Origin of the sequence: Rahnella sp. PCH160, assembly GCF_047784855.1 — a bacterium.
In the GTDB taxonomy this organism is placed as follows: Bacteria; Pseudomonadota; Gammaproteobacteria; order Enterobacterales; family Enterobacteriaceae; genus Rahnella.
Window position 1 is genome coordinate 743,057 of sequence record NZ_JBLOGT010000001.1, and the last position, 22,812, is coordinate 765,868.

The 22,812-nt window shown below is 48.3% G+C and carries 18 protein-coding genes and 1 pseudogene; 15 read left to right on the plus strand and 4 right to left on the minus strand.

Translation table 11 applies throughout. The features are described from left to right. Positions 1-495 precede the first annotated feature (495 nt). Positions 496-993: a GNAT family N-acetyltransferase gene (locus ACM5QY_RS03455; protein ID WP_416119210.1), complete on the plus strand. Its 498-nt coding sequence runs from the start codon at positions 496-498 to the stop codon at positions 991-993. Between the two features lie 5 nt (positions 994-998). Here the strand turns inward: ACM5QY_RS03455 and ACM5QY_RS03460 are convergent, their stop codons facing one another. Continuing rightward, positions 999-2,195, minus strand: coding sequence for an MFS transporter (locus tag ACM5QY_RS03460; RefSeq protein WP_416119211.1), 1,197 nt, complete (start codon positions 2,193-2,195; stop codon positions 999-1,001). Positions 2,196-2,591: 396 nt separating this feature from the next. On the opposite strand from ACM5QY_RS03460, the gene ACM5QY_RS03465 reads away from it, so the two are divergent. The 3 genes from ACM5QY_RS03465 to ACM5QY_RS03475 all read left to right on the plus strand — a co-directional run bounded on the left by ACM5QY_RS03465 (position 2,592) and on the right by ACM5QY_RS03475 (position 6,986). After that, positions 2,592-4,826 (plus strand): inverse autotransporter beta domain-containing protein, encoded by a 2,235-nt coding sequence (locus ACM5QY_RS03465; protein ID WP_416119212.1) that lies wholly within the window; start codon positions 2,592-2,594, stop codon positions 4,824-4,826. Positions 4,827-4,885: 59 nt separating this feature from the next. Next, positions 4,886-5,776 (plus strand): SinI family autotransporter-associated protein, encoded by an 891-nt coding sequence (locus tag ACM5QY_RS03470; RefSeq protein ID WP_416119213.1) that lies wholly within the window; start codon positions 4,886-4,888, stop codon positions 5,774-5,776. A gap of 115 nt (positions 5,777-5,891) precedes the next feature. Further along, on the plus strand, positions 5,892-6,986 hold the full coding sequence (locus tag ACM5QY_RS03475; RefSeq protein ID WP_416119214.1) for an Ig-like domain-containing protein: 1,095 nt from the start codon (positions 5,892-5,894) through the stop codon (positions 6,984-6,986). A 19-nt stretch (positions 6,987-7,005) separates the two neighbouring features. Here ACM5QY_RS03475 and ACM5QY_RS03480 read toward each other — a convergent pair whose 3' ends face one another. Beyond that, on the minus strand, positions 7,006-7,662 hold the full coding sequence (locus ACM5QY_RS03480) for a helix-turn-helix domain-containing protein (protein ID WP_416119215.1): 657 nt from the start codon (positions 7,660-7,662) through the stop codon (positions 7,006-7,008). Between the two features lie 169 nt (positions 7,663-7,831). Between ACM5QY_RS03480 and olsF the strand changes: the two genes are divergently transcribed. Next, complete coding sequence (gene olsF, locus ACM5QY_RS03485) at positions 7,832-9,541, plus strand: bifunctional ornithine lipid synthase OlsF (RefSeq protein WP_416119216.1); 1,710 nt, start codon at positions 7,832-7,834, stop codon at positions 9,539-9,541. 61 nt (positions 9,542-9,602) lie between these two features. On the opposite strand, the gene ACM5QY_RS03490 is transcribed toward olsF, so the two are convergent. Both ACM5QY_RS03490 and ACM5QY_RS03495 read right to left on the minus strand, forming a co-directional pair. Further along, entirely contained in the window at positions 9,603-10,616 is a 1,014-nt protein-coding gene (locus ACM5QY_RS03490) for an FKBP-type peptidyl-prolyl cis-trans isomerase N-terminal domain-containing protein (protein WP_416119217.1), read from the minus strand. Between the two features lie 221 nt (positions 10,617-10,837). After that, complete coding sequence (locus ACM5QY_RS03495; protein ID WP_416119218.1) at positions 10,838-11,962, minus strand: serine hydrolase domain-containing protein; 1,125 nt, start codon at positions 11,960-11,962, stop codon at positions 10,838-10,840. A gap of 742 nt (positions 11,963-12,704) precedes the next feature. Here ACM5QY_RS03495 and ACM5QY_RS03500 point away from each other — a divergent pair. The 10 genes and pseudogenes from ACM5QY_RS03500 to ACM5QY_RS03545 all read left to right on the plus strand — a co-directional run bounded on the left by ACM5QY_RS03500 (position 12,705) and on the right by ACM5QY_RS03545 (position 22,660). Next, entirely contained in the window at positions 12,705-13,268 is a 564-nt protein-coding gene (locus tag ACM5QY_RS03500; protein WP_416119219.1) for a fimbrial protein, read from the plus strand. A gap of 261 nt (positions 13,269-13,529) precedes the next feature. After that, on the plus strand, positions 13,530-14,228 hold the full coding sequence (locus ACM5QY_RS03505; RefSeq protein WP_416119220.1) for a fimbria/pilus periplasmic chaperone: 699 nt from the start codon (positions 13,530-13,532) through the stop codon (positions 14,226-14,228). Between the two features lie 48 nt (positions 14,229-14,276). Then, positions 14,277-16,942: pseudogene (locus tag ACM5QY_RS03510) on the plus strand (fimbrial biogenesis usher protein). A 12-nt stretch (positions 16,943-16,954) separates the two neighbouring features. Continuing rightward, a complete protein-coding gene (locus tag ACM5QY_RS03515) occupies positions 16,955-17,713 on the plus strand; it encodes a hypothetical protein (protein WP_416119221.1) in 759 nt (252 codons plus the stop codon). 194 nt (positions 17,714-17,907) lie between these two features. Then, positions 17,908-19,452: an IS21 family transposase gene (gene istA, locus ACM5QY_RS03520; RefSeq protein WP_416119222.1), complete on the plus strand. Its 1,545-nt coding sequence runs from the start codon at positions 17,908-17,910 to the stop codon at positions 19,450-19,452. Positions 19,453-19,465: 13 nt separating this feature from the next. Next, positions 19,466-20,206, plus strand: coding sequence for an IS21-like element helper ATPase IstB (istB, locus tag ACM5QY_RS03525; protein ID WP_416122809.1), 741 nt, complete (start codon positions 19,466-19,468; stop codon positions 20,204-20,206). Between the two features lie 128 nt (positions 20,207-20,334). Further along, positions 20,335-20,748 carry a hypothetical protein gene (locus tag ACM5QY_RS03530; RefSeq protein WP_416119223.1) on the plus strand — a complete coding sequence of 138 codons (414 nt, stop codon included), beginning with the start codon at positions 20,335-20,337 and terminating at the stop codon, positions 20,746-20,748. A gap of 9 nt (positions 20,749-20,757) precedes the next feature. Beyond that, positions 20,758-21,294, plus strand: coding sequence for a fimbrial protein (locus tag ACM5QY_RS03535; protein WP_416119224.1), 537 nt, complete (start codon positions 20,758-20,760; stop codon positions 21,292-21,294). Between the two features lie 10 nt (positions 21,295-21,304). Then, a complete protein-coding gene (locus tag ACM5QY_RS03540; protein ID WP_416119225.1) occupies positions 21,305-21,880 on the plus strand; it encodes a fimbrial protein in 576 nt (191 codons plus the stop codon). An 18-nt stretch (positions 21,881-21,898) separates the two neighbouring features. Continuing rightward, positions 21,899-22,660 carry a fimbrial biogenesis chaperone gene (locus ACM5QY_RS03545; protein WP_416119226.1) on the plus strand — a complete coding sequence of 254 codons (762 nt, stop codon included), beginning with the start codon at positions 21,899-21,901 and terminating at the stop codon, positions 22,658-22,660. Positions 22,661-22,812: the final 152 nt, after the last annotated feature.

The following is a 22,812-nucleotide window of genomic DNA, read 5'->3' on the forward strand; positions in this document are numbered from 1 at the left end:
TCTGTTCAAAAAATATGAACAAATGCAGATGATTAAATCCAAAGGATTTGTGGAAGAGTTAGAAAAAGGAAAGATGCGTTTTTTTCGAAATAGTTCGTGTTGTGGGAAAGATAAGAAAAAAGTTTTTCCAAAATAGTTCAGGTTGGGAGAAGGCGGCAAGGGAACGAATCCCCGGGAGCATACATAAGTATGTGACCGGGGTGAGCGAGTACAGCCAACGCACTACCAGCCGGAAATATGAAGGAAAAAAGGATAAAAAAAAGCCAGCACCCGGCTGGCTAAGTAATACTGGAAGCAATGTGAGCAATGTCGTGCATTCATGGGGACCCGTTTGACCTTGGTGTGAGGCCATCCCCGGAACGCATGGCAATAATAATCATTATCATTCGCACTTGTAAAGCATTATTTTTCACCTAACATTCGATTGACTCTTATCCAATTCCTGATAAATGTAGAGGATATTCAAACAGTAACCACAAAAAGAGGAGTGTCGCCATGAGCGAAATAGTCATCCGCCACGCTGAAGCCAGAGACGCCGAAGCGCTTCAACACCTGTACGCTCAGGTTCCTGTTTACAGCGGCACCCTCCGGCTTCCTTATCCACCCGCCTCGCTATGGGAAGACCGTCTGGCCAATCAGTCTCCCGGCAGATTTGCGCTGGTCGCCTGTATTGACGGCAAACTCGTCGGCAATCTGACGCTGATGGTCGAAGATATCTGGCGCCGCCGCCATGTCGCGTCTTTCGGCGTGGGCGTGGATAGCGGCTTTCAGGGGCGTGGCGTGGGCAGCAAATTGCTCGAAGCCGCGCTGGAACTCTGCGACAAATGGCTGAATGTGAAACGCGTCGAGCTGACGGTCTACGCCGATAACGAGGCCGCTATCGGGCTGTACAAGAAGCATGGTTTTAGCATTGAAGGCCGCAGCCCGTGCTACGCCATGCGCGACGGCGAGTTTGTAGATACGCTTCATATGGGGCGTATCCACGGCGTTTAATCTGTTCAGACGGAGGCGCGGGCTTCGCGCGGTAAATGCCGCAGAACCAGCGCCAAAGCGATGAATACCAGCAGCGCCGACCCCAGATAAATCGAGTCAATACCGGCCTGCGCCATCAGTATTCCCGCCAGCGGGCCGGTAATTCCCAGTGATAAATCGAGAAACGCAGAATAGGTCGCCAGTGCGCTGCCCTGATTTTCCTGTGGCAATTTTTTAACTGCTACCACGCCGAGCGCCGGGAAGACCAGCGAGAAGCCCGCACCTGTCAGGAATGCGCCGCCCATGGCGACCAGCGACGTCGGCGCAAAAAAGACCAGGATCAGCCCGGCAATTTCCACCACAAAGCAGGCCAGCGCAACGCGTAAACCACCAAAACGGTTGATGCAGTTCGGGAACAGCAACCGCATACCGATAAACGCCGCGCTGAAAAACGTCAGCGAGAACGCCGCACCGGACCAGCCTTTGGCATCGTAAAACAGCGTGATGAACGTGGCGATCACACCAAAACCGGTGGACGCCAGCGCGAGCATCATGCCGTAGGGCAAAATTTTTCCCAGCACCTGAGTGAACGGAATTTGCGCGGAGCCTTTCCCCGCCACCGGCGGTTTACACCACGCCGCCAGGAGCGCCGTCAGCGCGACCAAAATGATACACACAGACAATAACGTCAGGCCGCCCAGGCTGAAAATCCCCACGCCAAGCGGCGCACCAATCGCCATCGCACCATACGTCACCACCCCGCTCCACGAAATCACCTTGCCGATATGCAGCGAACCGACCACGCCAATGCCCCACAGCGTCGAACCGGTTCCGGCAAAACTTTGCCCCGCACCCAGCAGTAAACGCCCGAGACATAACAGCGTCAGGCTGGCCACCGGCGAGGCGTCCATCCATAGCGCAAGCAAATAAAACACGCCGCTGAGCAGACAGCCGCTTAGCCCGAGCATCACAACCCGCTTTGGCCCGACTTTATCGGCGTAACGCCCCGCGTGCGGCCGGCTCAGCAGCGTCGCGAAATATTGCAGGCTGATCACCAGCCCCGCCCAGAACGCGCTGAAGCCCAGATGGTCGTGGACATAACCGGGCAAAATCGCCAGCGGCAGGCCGATCGTCAGGTAGTTGGCAAAGTTGAACACCAGAATGGAGAGAATTCGCAGTGTGATGTTTGAAGACGAACTTTCGGGTAAAGCGGGAGCAGGCATGGAAATCAACGTCTCACGAAGAAGGTTCTGGCGTGTTGCACAGCCGTAAATGAGTCTTTGACTTTATTAGCTATTGGTTGTTTTAGCAACACGTTGAAATGCTGGTTTATGTGAACAGGATCCGCAGCCCTTATGGGAAATAAGTACCACGTCCATTTGTGGACATACAAAATAAAAATGAATGAGGGTATGATTCATTCACCAGCTAGATAATTAAGAAATGATTTAACCTCAGGCAATATATTCCAGCACGTTTATATTGTAAAAAACACAAGAATAAAGACAATGCCCCCGGAATAAGACTTCCGGGAAAACAAACCGTCCATAATTGGACGCGTGTAATTATTTGACAATATTCAAACTAATTAAAGTTAATATTATATTATGAAAAAATACATGCCATTTAAATATATAAAGATCGCACTTTGTATTTTGATGAGCTTTCCTGTCTGCGCACAAGAAGGTTTCATCCTTCCAACGCTCGGCAGCCAGGATGTATTTTCAGACAAGGCTCCGGCCAGTAATAGTGAAAACGACAGCCAAAGTATCGGGAAAAAATCTGAGCAAATTTTAACAAACGAAGCGCAGCAGGGTTTCCAAAACCTGAGCGTCGAAGGAACTAAAAGTCAGCTGTATCAGTACGGTAAAGGCGCAGCAACGCAGGCTGTGCAATCACAGGCTGAACAACTGCTGTCACCTTATGGTCATGTCAAAACGACGCTGAATGTCGGTGATGACGGCAGTCTGGACGGTTCATCACTGGATTATTTAATTCCCTGGTATGCCGGTGAAAGTACGCTGATTTTCAATCAGTTCTCAGCGCACAGCAAAGACGGCCGAAATATTGCTAATATCGGCGCAGGCGTTCGTTATAACGTGAATAAAGACTGGTTGCTCGGTGTTAATGCTTTTTATGACTACGACATCAGTCGTGGTCATCGCCGGGGAAGTATTGGTTCTGAAGTCTGGACGAACTTCTTAAAACTCAGCGGGAATTATTATATTCCGCTCTCGCAATGGAAAACGTCAAAAGACTTCGATAATTACGAAGAGCGCCCGGCACAGGGTTGGGATGTCCGGCTCCAGACCTATTTGCCAGCGTATCCGCAATTAGGTTCATCACTGGTTTATGAACAATATTATGGCGATCAGGTTGCGCTTTTCGGCACCGATAATCTTGAGGAAGATCCTTCTTCCGTCACGCTCGGCGTTGACTACACACCGGTGCCATTAGTGACGATAGGTGCAGGGTATAAACAAGGTAATTCTGATGAGAGCGAACTGACCGCGAATATCAGTTTTGACTACCACATCGGTACGCCGCTTTCGAAACAACTGGATGCGTCAGCGGTTGCCGATATGCGCACGCTGGCAGGCAGCCGGATGGATTTTGTCGATCGTAACAACGATATCGTTCTGGAATATCGCGAAGTTAAAGATCTCGATATTGATGTATATCTCAAACCCACGAACACGGCGCCGCAATGTATTCTGGCTGATGACCCCGACCAGGCACAGGCCTACGAAGGCTGTCACTGGACATTGAATGCCGATATTAAATCTCACCGGAAAATCGTCTCCGCACGCTGGGTGCCGGTCGGCGGATATTCAGCCGAAAATACGCTGGGCTTACCGGCGCTGTCGCCGAAATCGAATATCAGTGCCGGTAACAATAACCACTGGACGCTGACGTTTCCGGCTTGGGTCAGTTCGAAAGACCCGCACGCTAACGAATACGATTTAGCCGTCACGTTTAGCGATGATAAAGGCGACAGCAAACAGTCCAACGTGGTGAAAATTAAAGTTTCCGAAGCTCCGGTCAGCTATCAGTTGGCAATCAAGAACGACACTCAAAGTGACAAAGCCGTGAAACGCAACGCAAACGGCAAAGACACCGTTGATCTTGAAGCCAGCGGTGCCAAGGTGTCAGGTTTGCAAGGCGAAACGACGGCGTTGACCGGTGAAAATCTGAATATGAATTTCCACGCTTATGCCGTTGCAGATAAAAACCATGAGCATGAAATTAAAATCCACGCTTCCAAAGAGGATTGCGATAAAAATACCGGCGGCCTTTATTACGTGAATTTACCCGATAAAGGCAAATCCACCATCGCCAGTACGTTGCCGGGTATTTTCTCTATTATCGCCACGCCGGTTGATCATGAGAACCAGCAAACGAATCAGGTTCTTGTAGATTTTAATGCCGGAAATAAAGAAATCGTCACGGCTATTGTTGATACACAGAATCCCGATGTGAATCTGACGGCAACAAAAGGCAATCATCTTTTATTAGGTCACGAATATAAATTCAGAGTGGCCTATGACAGTAATAAAAATGGTCAGTGGGATCCTACCGACCGGGAAACGATTTCCGAAACAGACAAAACACCGATTATTTCCCTGGTGAATTATAAGTGGCTGTTTGACGGCATTAATCCGCAAGGTGATAAAGGCGGTTATGCCGCCAGTAATACGGATAACCAAAACCTGGTTATTCCTGAAACCAATGCACAGGCCACCACGGTATTAACGTCGGCAGGACAAAGCGGCGTTCAGGGATTTGATTTGAAAGTTGATTTTGAATTATCCGATGCTGGCTCCAAGCTTTTGAAAAGTCTCTCAGGCAATTAAGTCCTGGAAAAATCTGCTTTATACATTAACTGAATACAAACTTACAGAGTGATATTGATATGACAAAGTTTAATAAAACCCTTCTGGCCAGCCTGTTATTTGCCGGCTGCTCACACGTTGCTTTGGCTGATATGACCGATTCCGCCGGTCAGCTGATCGGGACCATACCCGTATTAAGAGGTACGGGGGCCAGTCAAACACAGCACAGCGTTTCTTTCTCAAACGGTCATGAAAGTGGCTCCTCCGCCGCGATGTCGCCGGGCGATAAAATTTTGCTCCATTACAATTTTATCGATCAAGAAGGTGACGTTGACAGCAGTAAAACGACCATCAAGTGGTTTACCACCAGCGACGGTAAAGGTGCCGATAGGAAGAGTATCGACAACGACGGCAACAATACCTATACCATTGCAGCAACGGATGCAGGCCGCTATCTGGGGGCTGAAATTACCGAGCAATCCTCTACCGGTACGCCGTCAAAAGGCCAGCTGATTACCATTGAAGACGTCAGTAGCAACGACGCTGGTGATGATATTCCAAGCGGTCCAATCGTCGGCGGTAATGTCGGCGTAGAAATTGTTGATGCTACGGCACCGACCGTCAACCTGATTGGCAAGGCAAATAGCCAGCTGCTGGTCGGTCACACTTATCAGTTCAAAACCTGGTATGACGCGAACAACAACGGCACATGGGATGCCGGCGAACTGGAAGCAACCAGCAACTATAACTACAAATGGTACTTCGATGGCACCAGCGCCACCACCGGCACGGCGGGCGGTTATGCTGTATCTGCAACGAATAATAAAGATCTGGTCATTCCTGCAACCAATGCTCAGGCCACTTCTGTCTTCGCGACCGCTGGCGCAGACGGCGTTCAGGGTTACAGCCTGAAAGTCGATTACGCACCATTACTGAAATCAGTAAGAAACGTTCAGTCGGTTAAGAAATAATTAACGTTGCCGGTTAATCAACTTATCGGGAATGTTATTTGAAAGCTGGGCACGAAAGTGCTCAGCTTTTCACATCCTCTGAGCGTTATCAGGCTCAAAAAATCAGGATGAAATTATGTTGTCTAAATATTTTACCTATTCAGGGTTTTCTCTCCTGATATTACTCGCTTTCACGACACATTGTCGGGCCGAGGCAACAGAGCCACAGGCCGGATATGTCATGACGGAAGCGGCAGGTATTGTAAATGGCACGCCTCCGGTCATCAAAAATAATGCCGGTGCCAGCAATAAAGTCGATTTGAAAAAAATCAGCGAACACGATGACACCGATGAACTCGATGAAGGCGATGTCGTCACATTAGCGTGGGAATTAGAGGATAACGAAGGAGATGCAGATGCCACGCTGGCATCCATCGTCTGGACCTGCGACCACCCGACAAAAGGTAGTCGCGTACTGGCGTCACAGGTGAACAGCTACACCATTACCTCCGCCGATTACGGTTGCAATATTGGCGTGGCTTTACAATCTCAAACGCAAACGGGGATTCCCCGCACCGGCGAAGCGATTACCGTTCCGGATATAAGCACCAATGATGACGCAGATAATATTACCGACGGGCCGGTCAATCCGCATTCAGTGAACTTTACGGATTATATTGTTGCCCCCGGAACCAGCCAGAGTAAAACGGTCACTTCGGATAATATTTTGCACACCGCCTGGCCGGGTGCCGAGATTCAGCTGGAAACAGACAACCCTGCATCGCAGATAATATGGAAGAGCAGTAATATAAATGTTGCGACTGTTACACAGGATGGCGTCGTGACTTTCCTCACCAAAGGCCCGGTTACGATTCAAGCCAGCAACGATAAAGCCATTGCCCGAATAAATTTTGATCCGAAAAAATTCTTCACCTTCAGCACCGTTAAAATGGACTGGAAAGATGCAAAGGACTGGTGTGAGTCGCAGGGATATAGCCAGCCAGATACGGATGATTTATCGACAACTAAAAATCTGCGACAAATTCCGTCTGATTCATTGTGGCAGGAATGGGGCGATATTTCGAAGCAAAATGCTCAATTTTTGGGTAGTGTTTTCTGGTCTTCAGAGGGATGGGGAGGCAATCATTACTACTATATGTACATCAATGACGGACATATCTCTTCAAATGATGAAGATGAGTTAGAAGGTGTTGCCTGTCTGGTAAATTAAACAATATGCATACCAGGTATTAATACTCATGCGGTAATTTCTTGAGAATCGCAATCAGTTTGCCGTTCTCGATATTAATATATTCCCCCTGGCGAAGATCGGACAAAATTTTCATCACACCGCTCCGGGCCAGGTGAGTATGTTCATAGATATAATTAAAGACGCTGGTACGCAGTCTTTGCTCTGGCGGCATCATCTCCAGTTCAAAGAGGAATGCGCGGACAATCTGATACGTCGATTTGCTGATCAGCAAATTCGTCCGGTATGCCTGAAAATCGCTGAGATAGGTCTGGAAATCCAGTACCTCTCTGAAAAGCAGATGTTCATTGATGAGTTCAACCGCGCGGCTATGGGGCAACGTCTCAAGCACAGTGCTTTTTTCGCTTCTGAACTGATAAAGGTTGTAGCGAAACGGTGAACCCTGCATTCCAAATAAATTAGGCGCGGCAGCCGTGACAAACCGTAAATTGTCTGCCGTGCGGTAAATGTTTAGCGCGCCCTCTAAAACCAAAAGGACCCTTGGCTCACCGTTTGCCGGCTGTAAATCGATAACGGAATCCTGGCCTTTTATCTCAACGGGAACTGACTCCGTGCGAAACGCCACAATGAGTTTATTAATCGCCTCGGTCGGTTTTAGCATAGGAGTCGATAAATCAGGACCTGAGTTTGTATCCATTTTTGAACGCTCCCTTACGTTGTTGAGTATATCTACACACTATAGTCTGGCGCGGGCACTATACGGAAATAATTGAACGCCGAACAGGTTCCTTATTCTGTCATTTCGGTGACATATCACTGTCACACCGGCTGACTATGTTCAGAGGACTTCAACCGGAGAAAATCCTATGTTCAGCATGGATACCCTGTTTCAGGATCTCGACCCGCAGCATAAAACCCCTTCCTGGCAACGTCGTCTCTTAAAAGCCCTGTTCCGCGAAAAAGAATTCCACCGTTTTGCCGAACAACATCAGCATCTGAAAGGTATTGATATGGCTGAACAGGTGCTTGAGCATTTTGCTATTCGCTGCGAACTGACGGAACGCGATCGGGAGCAAATCCCAAGCTACGGGCCGGTTGTTATTGTCGCCAACCATCCGATCGGAACGCTTGACGGGCTGGCATTATTACACGCAGTGGCGTCTGTACGTCCTGACGTCAAAGTCGTGGCTAACCAGATATTGTCGCTGGTGACATCGCTCGGCAGCCTGATGATTCCGGTCGATAATATGGGCAACCGCACCCGCCGTAATCAGGTCACGCAAATGCAGGAACACCTGGCAAATCAGGGGGTGCTGATTGTCTTTCCGGCCGGTGAAGTCTCGCGCATGAGCTCGAAAGGCGTGCGTGACGGCAAATGGCACACCGGTTTTATTCGCCTCGCCGCCAAAGCGCGTGCGCCCGTGGTTCCGGTGCATATCGGCGGCAGCAACAGCGCATTGTTTTATCTTAGCTCAATGATTTACCGCCCGCTCAGCACCTTATTGCTGGTTCACGAAATGTTCGGGCAACGCGGAAACAGCCTGACGCTGAAAATCGGCGCACGCATCCCGTATTCCAGCTGGCACGATGGCCAAATGACCGCAGGCGATCTGGCCGCGCGTTTCCGAAAACACGTTTATCGTCTTGCCAGCGGCAAGCCAGCACTGTTTCATACTGAAACGTCTATTGCCCGCGCCGAAGACCGCGCCGTCCTTAAACACGCGCTGGAAGCCAGCGAAGTGCTGGGCAAAACGCCCGACGGCAAAATGATTTATCTCTATCGCCGCCACGGCGAAGACTACGTGCCGATCCTGCGTGAACTGGGGCGGTTACGCGAAATCGCTTTCCGCGCGGTAGGCGAAGGCAGCGGTCGTCGTCGTGACCTCGACGGCTATGATGACGATTATTATCACCTGGTTTTATGGGATCCGCAGGCGCTGGAAATCGTCGGCGCATACCGGTTTATCCCGACCGCCGAACAGGTCGCCAGCAAAGGGCTGAACGGCATTTACAGTCAGAGCCTCTTCCAGTACGGCCACCAGATGGATCCGATTCTGGCGCAGGGCATTGAACTCGGGCGCAGCTTTATTCAGCCTGCGTACTGGGGCAAGCGCGGGCTGGATTATTTGTGGCTCGGCATTGGTGCGTATCTGGCGAAATATCCACAGACGCGTTACCTGTTTGGCCCGGTGTCGATTTCCGGCGGATTACCGCTGGCCGCACGCGATTTGCTGGTGGCTTTTTATCGCCTGTATTTCGCGCCTGCCCTGCCGCTGGCGACGTCGCGCCGCCCTTATCCGGCGTCGTTACCCGACGTGCTTGCACAGTTTTGCGGTGAAGATTATCAGGAGGATTTACAGCGCCTGAAGCGCCTGCTGGCAAACCTCGGATGCAGTATTCCGGCGTTGTATAAGCAATATTCAGAACTTTGCGAAACCGGCGGCGTGCAGTTTATTGATTTCGGCAGCGACCCGGAATTCAATCACTGTATCGACGGACTGGTACTGGTCGATCTCAGCCAGCTGAAACCCTCAAAGTTTGAGCGCTATATCGCCGTGCATCAGGCTGATGCCTGAATTCTGAAGCAAAAAAACGCCCGCATAGGTACAAAGGGGGCGTTTTTCTTTTTAAGAATGATTACAGCGTTTTATTCACATTCACCACAGAGATGGTGTAAATCACCACGACGTCAGGTTTTTTACCCGCATCCGCATTTTCAACGGCAGCAGGCGGAATCACCACCTGAATCTCACCGCCTTTGCGGATCAGTTTTACGCTGTCGCGCAGAACCGGCGGCATATTGGCGACGCGGAATACCTGATTTGAATTCTCAATCTGCGGACCGTCTACGATTGTGCCATCCACCAGCTTGCCCTGAAAGCTGACTTCCACGGTATCGGTATCTTTCAGTGCGTCGCCCTGGCCTTTGTTTTTAACGAGATACAACAAGCCTTGTTTGGTCTTTTTCACGCCATCTTGTTTGGCGAAATCAGTAAGGAAGGCTTTATCTGCCGCACTCTTCTTATCCATTTCGGCTTTCGTCAGGACTTTGACCTGTTCATCAAACGCCGTCAGCGTTGCCTGAATATCCTGATCGCTCATTTGCACCTTTTTATTAAAGGTATCGGCGATGCCCGCCAGCATAATGTCTTTGTCCAGCGTAATGTGCAGCGCCTTCTGCTGCTCAATCTGATCCTCAATATAACGCGCCATCGCAACACCGCTTGCATAGGCTCGTTTTTGCTCTTCGCTGTCCAAACTGAACGCGGGTTTCACCGGCGATTTCGGCTCTTCTTTTGCGACAGGAGCGGCCGGAACAGTGGCTGTCGATGTCGGTAAAGTGGTCAGTGGAGCCGCTATTTCAGCTACAACAGGTGCTGGTTTTTCTACGATTGCAGGAGCCGGTTCTGGCGTCACTGCCGGAGTTGATTTTTCAGCAACCGGCGCAGCAGGTTCTGCGGCAACTGCCGGAGCTGATTTTTCAACAACTGGCGCGGCAGGTTCTGCGGCAACTGCCGGAGTTGATTTTTCAACAACCGGCACAGCAGATTCCGGTGTGACAACCGGGGCGGTCTCAGCGGCAATTGCGGCGCCAGACAACATCATGATGCCCGCCAGGCAGGCATTTTTTTTGCGAGAAAGAGAGAACATAACGGGCCTTAGAAAAGGTAAGAGTCCCCGGAGGGCGTGATAGTTTTCCTGCAGGTTATATTATTTATAGAAAAGAAATATCTGATTCAGCGCAAAATCGGTGAAACTTAAAAATAAAAATGTGATGAAACAACCACTCAGGGCGAAGTTTACTGTGTAAAAATACGTGTTCAGATAAATAAAATCGATAACAAAACTCTAATGCATTCATGTGGGAAATGTTAATGACATTTCCCGCGATAATCATCGGCCAGGGCCATTCTCAGTAAAAGGTCATGCCCGATATAATTGCTCCAGTTAAAAGTATTTTGTAATACCACCACAGCATTTTGATGCTTCTTATCAAAGCCAATGTAACTGGAATAGCCGCCGATATAGCCGACCTGATAGGTAATGCTCTGATTATTAATATGATCGGTTACCCAGGCAATATTGGCCGCTTCAATATTTCGCTGGAAATACACCTTTTCCGTGGTGCTGATAGCCAGATTGAGGTCACCGTTTCTTGAGTCATCGATATGAGCACGCAGATACTTAAGCAGGTCATCGACATTGCTGTACAGGCTGGCGGCGGCCACCATGTTATTGGAGAAATGCCAGTCCGGCACCACTTCGCCACGCGGGATAAATTTTGGCTGATCGCCCGCATGACCGATGGCGCGATAAGGATAGTCTTTCAGGCGTGTCGCATAAAAACTGGTGTTATCCATCTTCAGCGAACTGAAAATAAAATCATAAGAAAGCTGCTGGATGTCTTCGCCGGTTTTTAGTTTGAGAATATAACCCAACAATGCATAGCCTAAGTTTGAGTACTGCGGCTCACGCTTCTCGGGCCTTTTAAATCCGGACAGATCGTTGACGACGGCATCGCTGTCCAGTTCATGATAGAAATTGTCGCCGGTATAGAGATACCGGAGAAAACTCTCCAGCATGTCTTTATTCATATTTTGTCGTGGCAGGCCGGACGTATGCGTCGCGAGCTGCAACAGCGTGATGTTTTTGGCATCTTCGCTCAGCGGGATATTTTTCGGCAGCAGATCCGAAAGCTTGTCGTCCCAGCGCAGTTGGCCTTTATTGACCAGCCCCGCCACCACTTCGCCGGTCACGCCTTTACTGACTGAACCGAGCGCGAACAGCGTTTCCCCGTCAATTTTGTAGCGATTCGTGGAATTGGTGTAGCCGAAGCCCCAGGTTCCGGCCTCACCGTTATTTCTGATAATGCCTATCGCCAGACCCCCTGCTTTCTCTTTTTTCTGATACTGATGCACAACACCATTGACCATGTCATCGAGATCGCCCGTGCAGGCCAGCGCCCGTACAGCATCAGGATGCGCTTTCACCTGCATGTCGGATAAGGTTCCACAGGCGGTCAGATACAAGGGGAGGAGGACGATTAAACAGTGAAATCGACGCATTATTTTTTCATTTCGCAGACTTCAGCCGGGAGAATGTTGGAATCTTAAAAATTATGATCATTGCTAACTTTCAAAGGGTAAATTTTATGACGCTTTTTATCAAAATTTCACCAATAAGACGAATTTATTTTTCACAATTAACAGGAGAATGCATCATATTTTCCTGAATGAGGTGCTTCGAGGTCAGAAGATGAAATACATACCCCTCAAAAATACCCCTTGAACTCACACTGTTAATACCTGAATATTCAGATGCATTATATCGAAATCTTATTAATCGTGCATTTTTAACCAGTTTTAAACATTCAGGTAAAACGTCTTTTAACGTAAACAAATAATGTGTTGTATTGATTGGAACCGTTGGTTGTGATGAAACCAAAAAGTATTATTTAGATTTTCCACATAACCACTAACATACTGATAAAGCTGTAGTTTTATAAAATCGCACTTTTATGGGCATCTTTATTAATAAAAACACCTGGAGTATAGTCCTTCCGTCGAATGACTGACTTGCCTGTGAAATTCACCGCTTATAGAGTAAGAGGTGAATTAATTTACAATATCTTTATTACAGATAATTAATACTATTTCCGGAAGCCCTTCTTGATAATAAATTCATTAAGGCGGGAATGGTAATTCACATCACAAACATATGAATATAGGAAATATAAATATGAAAGCTTCAAAAATGGCTGTATCTGCATTGTCTGCTTTAGCACTTATGATGGCTGCCGGTTCCGCCATGGCCGAGGGTGTCGTCACGCCAGTGACCGTTGCCGGTGGTACCATTAATTTTACCGGGGAAGTGACTGACGCTGCTTGTGTTGTGAACGTTAAATCTGCCGACCAGAATATCCCGTTAGGTTCTGTAAACACCAAGGCCATTGTTAAAGGTGCAACGGTTAAAGACGTACCATTCAGCATCGTCCTGGAAGAGTGCTCTATTGATACTTATACCACTGCCTCTTTTGACTTTGGTGGTCAAAGTGCACTTGATAACCCTACGGTTCTGGCAAACACCGCAGGGGGTGGTGAGGCAACTGGCGTGGGCGTTCAGCTGAAAGACATGGACAGCAAAGTCATCACTATAAGAGCTGCGACAGGTTCTGGTGCAAAAATGACGCTTGCAGCGGGTACTAACATCGCAAGTTTCTCTGCGGGTATGTACGGTCTTACTACTGCTGCAACAACGGGTCATGTCGTTGCAACAACTGATTTTAAGGTTCATTACGAGTAAGCGTTAATCCGACGTTATATTAATTCTTGTTGGAATAGTTTTACACCCGGGTGTTAATGAAAATTAACCCGAACGGACTCTATTTCATTAAAAAACGCCATAACTATTATGGCGTTTAATTAATAACTACGGTTTTCAAAGCCGCGTGTTTAATCAATGTATTTCTTTAGAGTATATTGCAGTAAATACATCGTTCTTAAAACATCATGTAATTATCTATCCTCGTGATGTCATTCACGATGCTAATCAAGGTAACGCCTTATGGTAAACAATAAAATGAAACCTCTGTTAACAATGTTGTTAACCGGGGCGATCTCTCTGTGCTCTATCTCAACGGCAATGGCCGGAGGGATCTCTCTGGGCGCAACCCGGGTTATATATCCTCAGGGTGCTGCTCAAACCTCACTTTCTATCGCTAACAGTGATGTCGGTAAAGTATTTTTAATCCAATCCTGGGTATCCGAGTCTGACGGTAAGAAGAGTACTGATTTTGTCATCACTCCGCCTATTTTCGTTATTCAACCGAATAAAGAAAATACAATCCGTATTATGTATGTCGGGAAAAATCCACTTCCTGTTGACCGTGAATCACTTTATTACCTCAACAGCAAAGCGATTCCGTCGGGTAAACCTGAAGAAGGCAAAAATACGCTTCAGATCGCCACAGAAACTACGATAAAAATGTTCGTGCGCCCGGATAATCTGCCGACGAAGAGTTTAGAAGCCCCTAAGGCGATACGTTGCAAACTGAACGGTGCCAACGTTAGCGTGAGTAATCCCACGCCTTATTACGTGACACTGGTCGGTATCACTGTCGGAGATCAGAAATTACCTAACACGATGGTCGCACCAAAATCTGACACCCAGATCCCATTGACAGGCGGCCCCGGTGGAACCATTAAATTCCAAACGGTAAATGATTTCGGTTCAAAAACAGATCAACAAAGCTGCGCCATATAAAACCCAAAAATTCTGTTATTGAATGAAATTACTTTTATTTTACCCAGGATGAAAAGTCAGATGAAAAAACAACGTTATTTCGTTTCAGCAAAACGAATAAAATCAACTATTACTCGTTATGCACCCGTTGCTTTTTCCTCACTGGCTATTTTTTCTTCTGTGCAAGCGATGGCTGAGCAATATTTCAACCCCGCTTTTTTGTCCAATGATCCGTCTGCGGTTGCTGACCTGGCTCAATTTAATAACAATACCGGTCAGGCGCCGGGAAGTTATCGCGTTGATATTTACATTAACAACACTTTTTTTCTACACGCGATGTTGAATTCAAGATTGCAAACTCTGAACAGAAGTCGTCGTCCACTGTTAGGAAAACAGATAACTCTGATACAACGCTCGCGCCCTATTTTAGTATTAAAGAGCTGGAGGACTTTGGTGTGAATACAAAGTCCCTGCCCGGGCTTAAAGATTTACCACCGACTCAAATCGACAATCTGGAAAAGAGTGTTTCCGGTGCAAAAGCCTCTTTTGACTTTGAAACATTACGCTTGGATCTCAGTATTCCACAAATTGCCATGAAAAATGATGCGCGCGGCTATATACCACCGGATCAATGGGATGAAGGTATCAATGCTCTGCTTTTGAATTACAACTTCACTGGCAATGAAACTAACACTGATTTCGGGCATGAATCTGATAAATTTCTTAGCCTGCAAAGTGGAATAAACTTCGGAGCCTGGCGTTTACGTGACAACTCGTCGTGGCGCACCAGTAATACTGACGATAGCCATACCAATGAATTTCAGCATATTAGCACTTTTGTAGAACGCACCATTATTCCCTTAAAAGCTGAGTTGGTGGCTGGTGATACCAGTACGTCAGGCGACGTTTTCGACAGCGTGCCGCTCCGTGGAGTTCTGCTTTCCTCTGACGATAATATGCTGCCCGACAGCCAGAAAGGATTTGCACCAACGATTCGTGGTATTGCAAAAAGCAATGCAAAAGTCACCATTAAACAGAACAACTACGTTATCTATCAGACCTATGTTGCACCGGGTGCATTTGCGATAAACGATTTATTTCCGACGTCTTCCAGCGGTGATTTGCAGGTTTTGGTGGAAGAGAGCGACGGAAGCATTAACGCCTATTCCGTACCGTTCTCAGGGGTGCCGGTTTTGCAACGCGAAGGGCACATCAAATATGCCATAAGTGCAGGTCAATACCGTAACGGCGGCGATCAGCAAACTCAAACCGATTTCGAGCAGGCGACGTTACTGTGGGGGCTGTCTCATGGTTTCACCGTGTATGGCGGGACACAGCTCTCCAGCAAATACCGCAGTTTTGCACTGGGGATGGGAAAAAACCTGGCTGACTTAGGCGCCCTTTCCGTTGATATCACCCAGGCGAACAGCACGCTGGCCGATGACAGCAAGCATCAGGGGCAGTCCGTACGTTTTCTGTATGCGAAGAGTCTCAATAATTATGGCACTAACTTCCAGTTATTGGGGTATCGCTATTCCACCGAAGGCTTCTATACATTGAGCGAAACCACGTATAAAAGAATGAGTGGATATAACGACACTGAGACCACAGATAAAGAGAGAAAAGACGATCAGCCCGATTATTTTGATTATTACAATTTGAATTACACAAAGCGCGGAAAGATACAGGCGAATATATCCCAACAGATTGGCAAAGAAAGCAGCATATTTGTCACCGGCAGTAAGCAAAGTTACTGGCACACCGATGGAACCGACACCCTGATACAGTTGGGGTTTAACAGCATGGCGTGGGGTGCCAGCTACAACGTTGCCTATAACTACAATAAATCACAGAGCCAGCCAGAAGCGGATCAAGTTTTCTCTTTCAACGTCTCTATTCCGTTATCTCAGTGGCTGTCACCGGGTTCAGGTATTCCGGGGCAGTCATCCAACAGTGCTTTTGCGACCTATAACAACAGCACGGATAAAGACGGGAATATGACCCAACAGGCGGGGCTTTCAGGCACGTTATTAAACGATAACAACCTGAGTTACAGCGTGACACAGGGTTATGGAAATAATGGTGTCGGCAACAGCGGCAGCGTCAGTGCAGGTTATCAGGGGGGCTATGGTAATGCCAGCGCGGGCTACAACTACAGCACCGGATATAAACAGGTCAACTATAGCGTATCCGGTGGCATTGTCGCTCATCGTAATGGTGTCACACTAAGCCAGCCTCTTGGCGATACCAACGTACTCGTTGCCGCGCCGGGAGCGGATAACGTCGGCATCGAAAACAATACCGGTGTGAAAACCGACTGGCGCGGGTATGCCGTTGTGCCTTATGCGAGCACCTATCGCCAGAACCGCATTGCGCTCGATATCAATACGTTAAATAACTTTACGGATGTTGATGAACCCATCGCCAACGTGGTTCCCACACAGGGCGCCATTGTTCGTGCCAGCTTCAATGCACATGTTGGGGCAAGAGTATTAATTACCCTTATGCATAACGGTAAACCATTACCCTTTGGCGCAAGCGTAAGCCGGACGGACATTACGGCAGGCGGAATTGTCGGGGATGCCGGCCAGGTCTACATGGCAGGCCTGCCGTTAAAAGGGACGTTGAAATCTCAATGGGGTACCGGTGCCGATCAACAGTGTCAGGTCGATTATTCATTGCCTGATGATAGTCTGAAAAATGCCATCACCTATGCCAATGTTGCCTGTAAATAACGGGAAATAATAATGCAGATCTTAACAAATTATCGTGAAAAGGTGATGCCATCGGGTATCACTGGCAGGGATAAAACAATGAAATCAAGAAGTATGAATATAAACCCGAAACGATTCGACATGTTAAAAAATAACTTTTTTATTTTTACATTATTATTGATTGTAATTTTATTTAGTCATTTCGCGCACAGTGCGAATACTTTACTGTGCTCACCGAGCAATGGCACGATACCTTCTATACATATTCAGGCGGACATTTATGCACCGCCGGCAGGTTCTTTAAGTGGAATGTATTACTTTGATTCAACGCCGGCTATGATGCCCGGCCCAATAAGTTGCCCAACCTATACTCCTACGGGATATACGGCATATGCGGTCAACGCAAATGGTGTGGTTGGCTGGGGTGTTTATACAGTTAAACTGGACTACGGTTTCCAACTCGCGATGGCGATAGGCACTACGCCGGGGCTTAAGGGTAATGAAACGGGAAATTGGTTTTTTAGTGGCAATACCGTAAATATCCCTCAAGTATATTACCCGGGATTTATCATCTTCCCCCCACCCGATATCGCTAACACTCAAGATCTGGAAATTAATAATTTATTGATTGGATATATGGCAACAGCAGGGGAGCAGGGGCTCCCAACCGGTTACTCAAATTATACAGATGAAATGACGGCTGTTTATCTCTCCGGGCGTGTCCATTTCCCACCTTATTGCAGATATTGCATATTCTGGCCTATCGTGAACACTCATTCTGGCAGAACGTGAACGCACTTTCTGGTTTCGCGTGAACGCGTATTCCGACGGAAAATACCACGATTTTGCACCATGGCCAGAATCACTGTTCATTTTGCCAGAATCGGTGTTCACCTGACCGGAATTGCTGTTCACGTTTCCAGAATCATTCTTAACGCATTGATTTTTGCTGCTATATCTATCCCTTTCATTACAGGGGGTGATATATGCCAAACAAGAGAATCGCAATGCGTAAAATCCATGAAATTTTAAGGCTGCGTTTTGAGGTCGGCCTGTCATTCCGTCAGATAAGCCAGTGCGCCGATGTCAGCACAGGTGCCATCCAGAAAATGCTCAAACGCCTTGAGGCCTCCGGGATCTCCTGGCCGTTACCAGAGGGGATGTCAGAGCCCAGGCTTGCCAGCATGCTGTATCCGGACTCTGACAGTCGTCCCGGTGCGCTGGAAGATCCTGACTGGGCTAAAATCCATATGGAGTTGCGTAAGAAAGGCGTCACCCGCCACCTTCTGTGGGAAGAGTATTGTCAGCGGATGCCGATCCGGGCGTACAGCTACTCACAGTTCTGCTGCCGCTACCAGACCTGGTCCCAGTCACAGAAGCGCTCCATGCGCCAACAGCATCTCGCTGGTGAAAAATGCTTTATCGACTACTGTGGGCCCACGGTGGCGGTTATCTCACCCGAAACCGGTGAGTGCCGGCAGGCTCAGATCTTTGTGGCGGTGTTGGGGGCATCAAACTATACCTTCGCGGAGGCCACGTATACACAGTCGCTACCGGACTGGCTTCTCAGCCACGTCAGGATGCTGGAGTTCTTCGGCGGCGTTCCCGAAATCCTGGTCCCTGATAACCTCAAAAGCGGGGTTAATAAAGCCTGTCGCTACGATCCCGAACTGAATCCGTCCTACCAGCAACTGGCGGAGCACTATCAGGTCGCGGTAATACCGGCCCGCCCCCGAAAACCCAGAGACAAGCCGAAGGTGGAAGTTGGCGTTCAGATCGTTGAGCGCTGGATCCTGGCCCGACTGCGGCATCAGGTCTTCTTCTCGCTGGCAGAACTGAACCACTGTATCCGTACGCTGGTTACGGATCTCAACGAACGCCCCTTTAAAAAACTGCCCGGCAACCGCCGGGAAGCCTTCGACAGGCTGGACAAACCTGCGCTCAGGCCGTTACCGGTACAGCCGTGGCGCTACCGGCACATCAAAAAAGCGAAAGTGAATATCGATTATCACGTTGAATATGAACAGCACCATTACTCTGTGCCGCATCAGTACGTCGGCAAAACGGTGGAACTTCATGCCTTCGACAACCTGCTGGAGGTCTGGGCTGAGGGCCTGATGATCACCAGTCACCCGCGGCGTCTTCATCCCGGTAACAGCACCGCAGCAGAGCATATGCCGGAGCGTCATCGCCACCATCAGCAGTGGACGCCAGAGCGGTTGAAAAACTGGGCGGCAGGCGTGGGCTCCGACACGCTCAAGTGGGTCAGTGAGCGTCTGGTGGAAAAAGCGCATTCGGAGCAGGCCTACCGCCTGTGTCTGGGGTTACTGAGCCTGACGCGCGAGTATCCTTCTGAGCGCGTCAACAACAGCTGCCGGCTGGCTAATGCTGAGGGGCTAACCCGACTGAAGCAGATAAAATCGATACTGAAAAATAATCGCGACCTTGTTCCGGCGGACGGCGATCTGCATCCGTCTCAGGAACTTCCTCAGGAACATGAAAACATCCGTGGCCCACGCCACTTCCACTGAAACAGGGAACTCGATAATGCCACATACGCTGATGAAACAGCTGACTGAAATGAAACTGATGGGAATGGCAGCCGCGCTGTCCTCACAGATGGAACAACCCGGCACTTACGAAGAGCTCTCCTTCAGGGAAAGGCTGGCGTTGCTGGTGACGCGTGAATCTCTGGAAAGGGATCAGCGCAAACAGAAACGCCTGTTGCAAAAGGCCCGGCTGAGGCTTGAAGCCTCGGTTCACGACATCGACTATCAGCCGGTGAGAAACCTGGAGCGTTCGCGGATCGCTCAGTTAAGCCAGAACGAGTGGGTGGTCAGGGGGCAGAACCTGCTGATAACGGGTCCCTGCGGCTGCGGTAAAACCTATGTAGGCTGTGCGCTGGGCAACAACGCCTGCCAGCAGGGTTACAGCGTACAGTACTGGCGACTGAGCCGGTTGCTGGTTGAACTGACCCACAGCCGGGCAGACGGCAGTTACCGGAAACAACTTGCTCAACTGTCCAAAACGCAGTTGCTTATCCTGGATGACTGGGGTCTCGAACCGTTACTACCAGCGCAACGTAACGATCTGCTGGAACTGATGGACGACAGGTACGGTAAGAACGCCACGGTCATGATAAGCCAGCTGCCAACGGATGAGTGGTACGGTTGCGTTGGAGATAACACATTGGCGGACGCGATCCTTGATCGTCTGATGCATAACTCGCACCGTCTGGAAATGAAAGGTGAATCGATGAGAAAACGACTGGCACAGGTTGACTAAAAGTGAACGGTCGGTGTAATAAAAAGAAGTTAGGGCGCGTTAGGAAATAACGCATTCACGTTCAGCCGGAACGACCGTTCATCTTCGCCAGAATACGCAGATATCAACCCGAGACTCAACAGGTAACCATGCCTGCTCATTTTGCTTCTGATTTTTCTGACGTTAGCGCAGGCGCCACTGTGGGTACGCCGATGTTCGTTCCGGGAAAGGTGACATGTCAAGGCGGTAGCTCAGGGGGTGAGGGCGATCTGGTTCATATATCAATTATCCCGGGAATCCCCGGGGACGGGCAGTATATTGCGGGCATTCAGGACTTGCCTGAAGTGGGAATTAAAGTCCTTGATGGCGCGGGAACCCCTCTTTTAGTGAATGGAACGGAAGCGGTGACGATGACAACGCATAGGTCATCGGGAATGGGCATAGTCACAGGTACTTTCGACTTCCCGCTGCAACTTCAGTTGGTATCTCGAACCGGTACTGCGCCGGCTAACGCTAAAAAAGATTATTTTTCATTTTTAACGATTCAAATGAGCATGGATTAAGGGGAGGCAATGAAAAATAAATGGAATAAATGGATTTTTACACTGGGTTGTCTGCTTCCTTTTATGGCGAACGCAATAACTGTTGGCAGCAATTATCTTATAATTAACGTGCCCATTTTACCCAGCTCTTGCACGATAGCCACCGGTAAGAGCAACCTTGATGTTAGCCTGGGGCCTGTTACGAATAATACCTTAACCACGGTAGGGCAGCTAATAACCCCCGGGAAATCTTTTGATGTTTCCCTGACAGGTTGTAACAGCGGCATTATTGGTACAGTGATGACGTTTTCAGGCGCGACAGATAACGATCAACCCGCATTGCTCGCACTCAGTAACCCCAATGCGGCGGATACCGCAAAAGGGCTGGCCATACGACTGAGTGATAAAGCGAATAATATTATTGATATTAATAAAAAAATGACGCTTCAACCTTTGCTCCCGGGTGACAATACGATAACGTTTAATCTGGCTTACCAGGTAACCAAAGTACCTGTGACTACCGGCAATGCTAATGCCGTACTGTATCTCGATCTGACCTATCAATAGGGATAAAAAGATGAGTCATTATTTTACGAATATAAACTCAATTTTAAATGAGCTATTTTTCAAGAAATTGTCTTTGGTTACACCACTAATAATTTCATCATGCGCTCTTGTGACCTGTCAGGTATCAGCACATGACGTTACCGTGAATATTACCGGTGCCGTGACAGATGCAACCTGTACGGTATCTCCTGACTCTGTAAATAAAACGGTTTATTTAGGGAAAGTTCCGGCAAAAACTTTTTATCGTGCCGGGGGGAGTTCCCTGCCCGTGGCCTTTAACATTAATCTCGAAAAATGCGGGGCTATTGCCAATGGGGTCGTTATTTCCTTTTCAGGCACTCCCGATGACAGTATGACCGATTTATTAAAGCTCTCACCTGAAAGTTCCGCCAGCGGTATTGCTATCGAACTCATGGACGACACGCAACAATTGGTTGCTGTTGGCGGCAGTTCCCGGCCCTATTTAATTACAGGCGGCGCAACCACGGCATCATTGAAATTTTATTCTAAAATGGTCGCGAACGGTGAAAAATTTCAACCCGGATCGATTATCTCAAGCGTGACGTTTAATACATCATATCCTTAGCGGGTTTACATCAGACAGATGAAAAAACACATTACCCTTCAAAAAACATGGCTTGTTTTATTTTTCATGTGGTTATTAGCCTTGCTTCCTGCAAAAGGCTATGCCGGTGTCATGATTGGGGGCACCCGTTTTATTTATAATGAAAAAAGTGAAAACGGACTTGCATTTCTGGTCAGAAATACGGATGAAACACCGTATTTAATTCAGACCAGAGTGTTGCCTGATAAAACGAAAGGAAACGAAAATCAGGGCGCGACACAAAATTCGACGGGGGCAGACTTCGTCGTTACGCCCCCTCTTTTACCTCTCAGGAAGAAACAGGAGAATTATCTACGGATCATTCGTACCGGCGGGAACCTGCCTGCCGACCGCGAAAGTTTATTTCAGCTAAGCGTCGCGGCAATTCCTTCCGGACAACCCGGCACCCATGATTTGCAGGTCGCCATACGTTCAAACTTCAAATTGCTTTACCGGCCCGCTGGCCTGAAAGGCATACCCGACGATGCTTACCAGCAACTTACCTGGCAAAGACATAGCGCCTCTGTGAGAGTTGAAAATCCCACGCCTTATTATGTGACATTGTTTAAAATGACGGTAAATGGCAAAACGCAGTCTGCCGAAGGTGTGGTATCTCCCTTTTCTGCCCGCACGGAATCCTGGTGCCCGGCAAATGGGCCATGTCAGCTGCAATGGCAAAGCCTGGATGATACGGGCATACCCACCAAAGCCTGGAATATTGTACCGGTTGAAGTAGCAAAGACTGGAAATATAAAGCTATAAACTCTAGCCGGTAACATTAAAGTTTGTTGTTAAGTCCAGACTTACAGAAGAAAAGCAGGCGATTGACCGTATCGCATAGAAGGTATTGATAAAAATGGATTAGAAATATTGATTATTCTAAAATGGAGTGTTGAATGATAATTTTAAAAAAC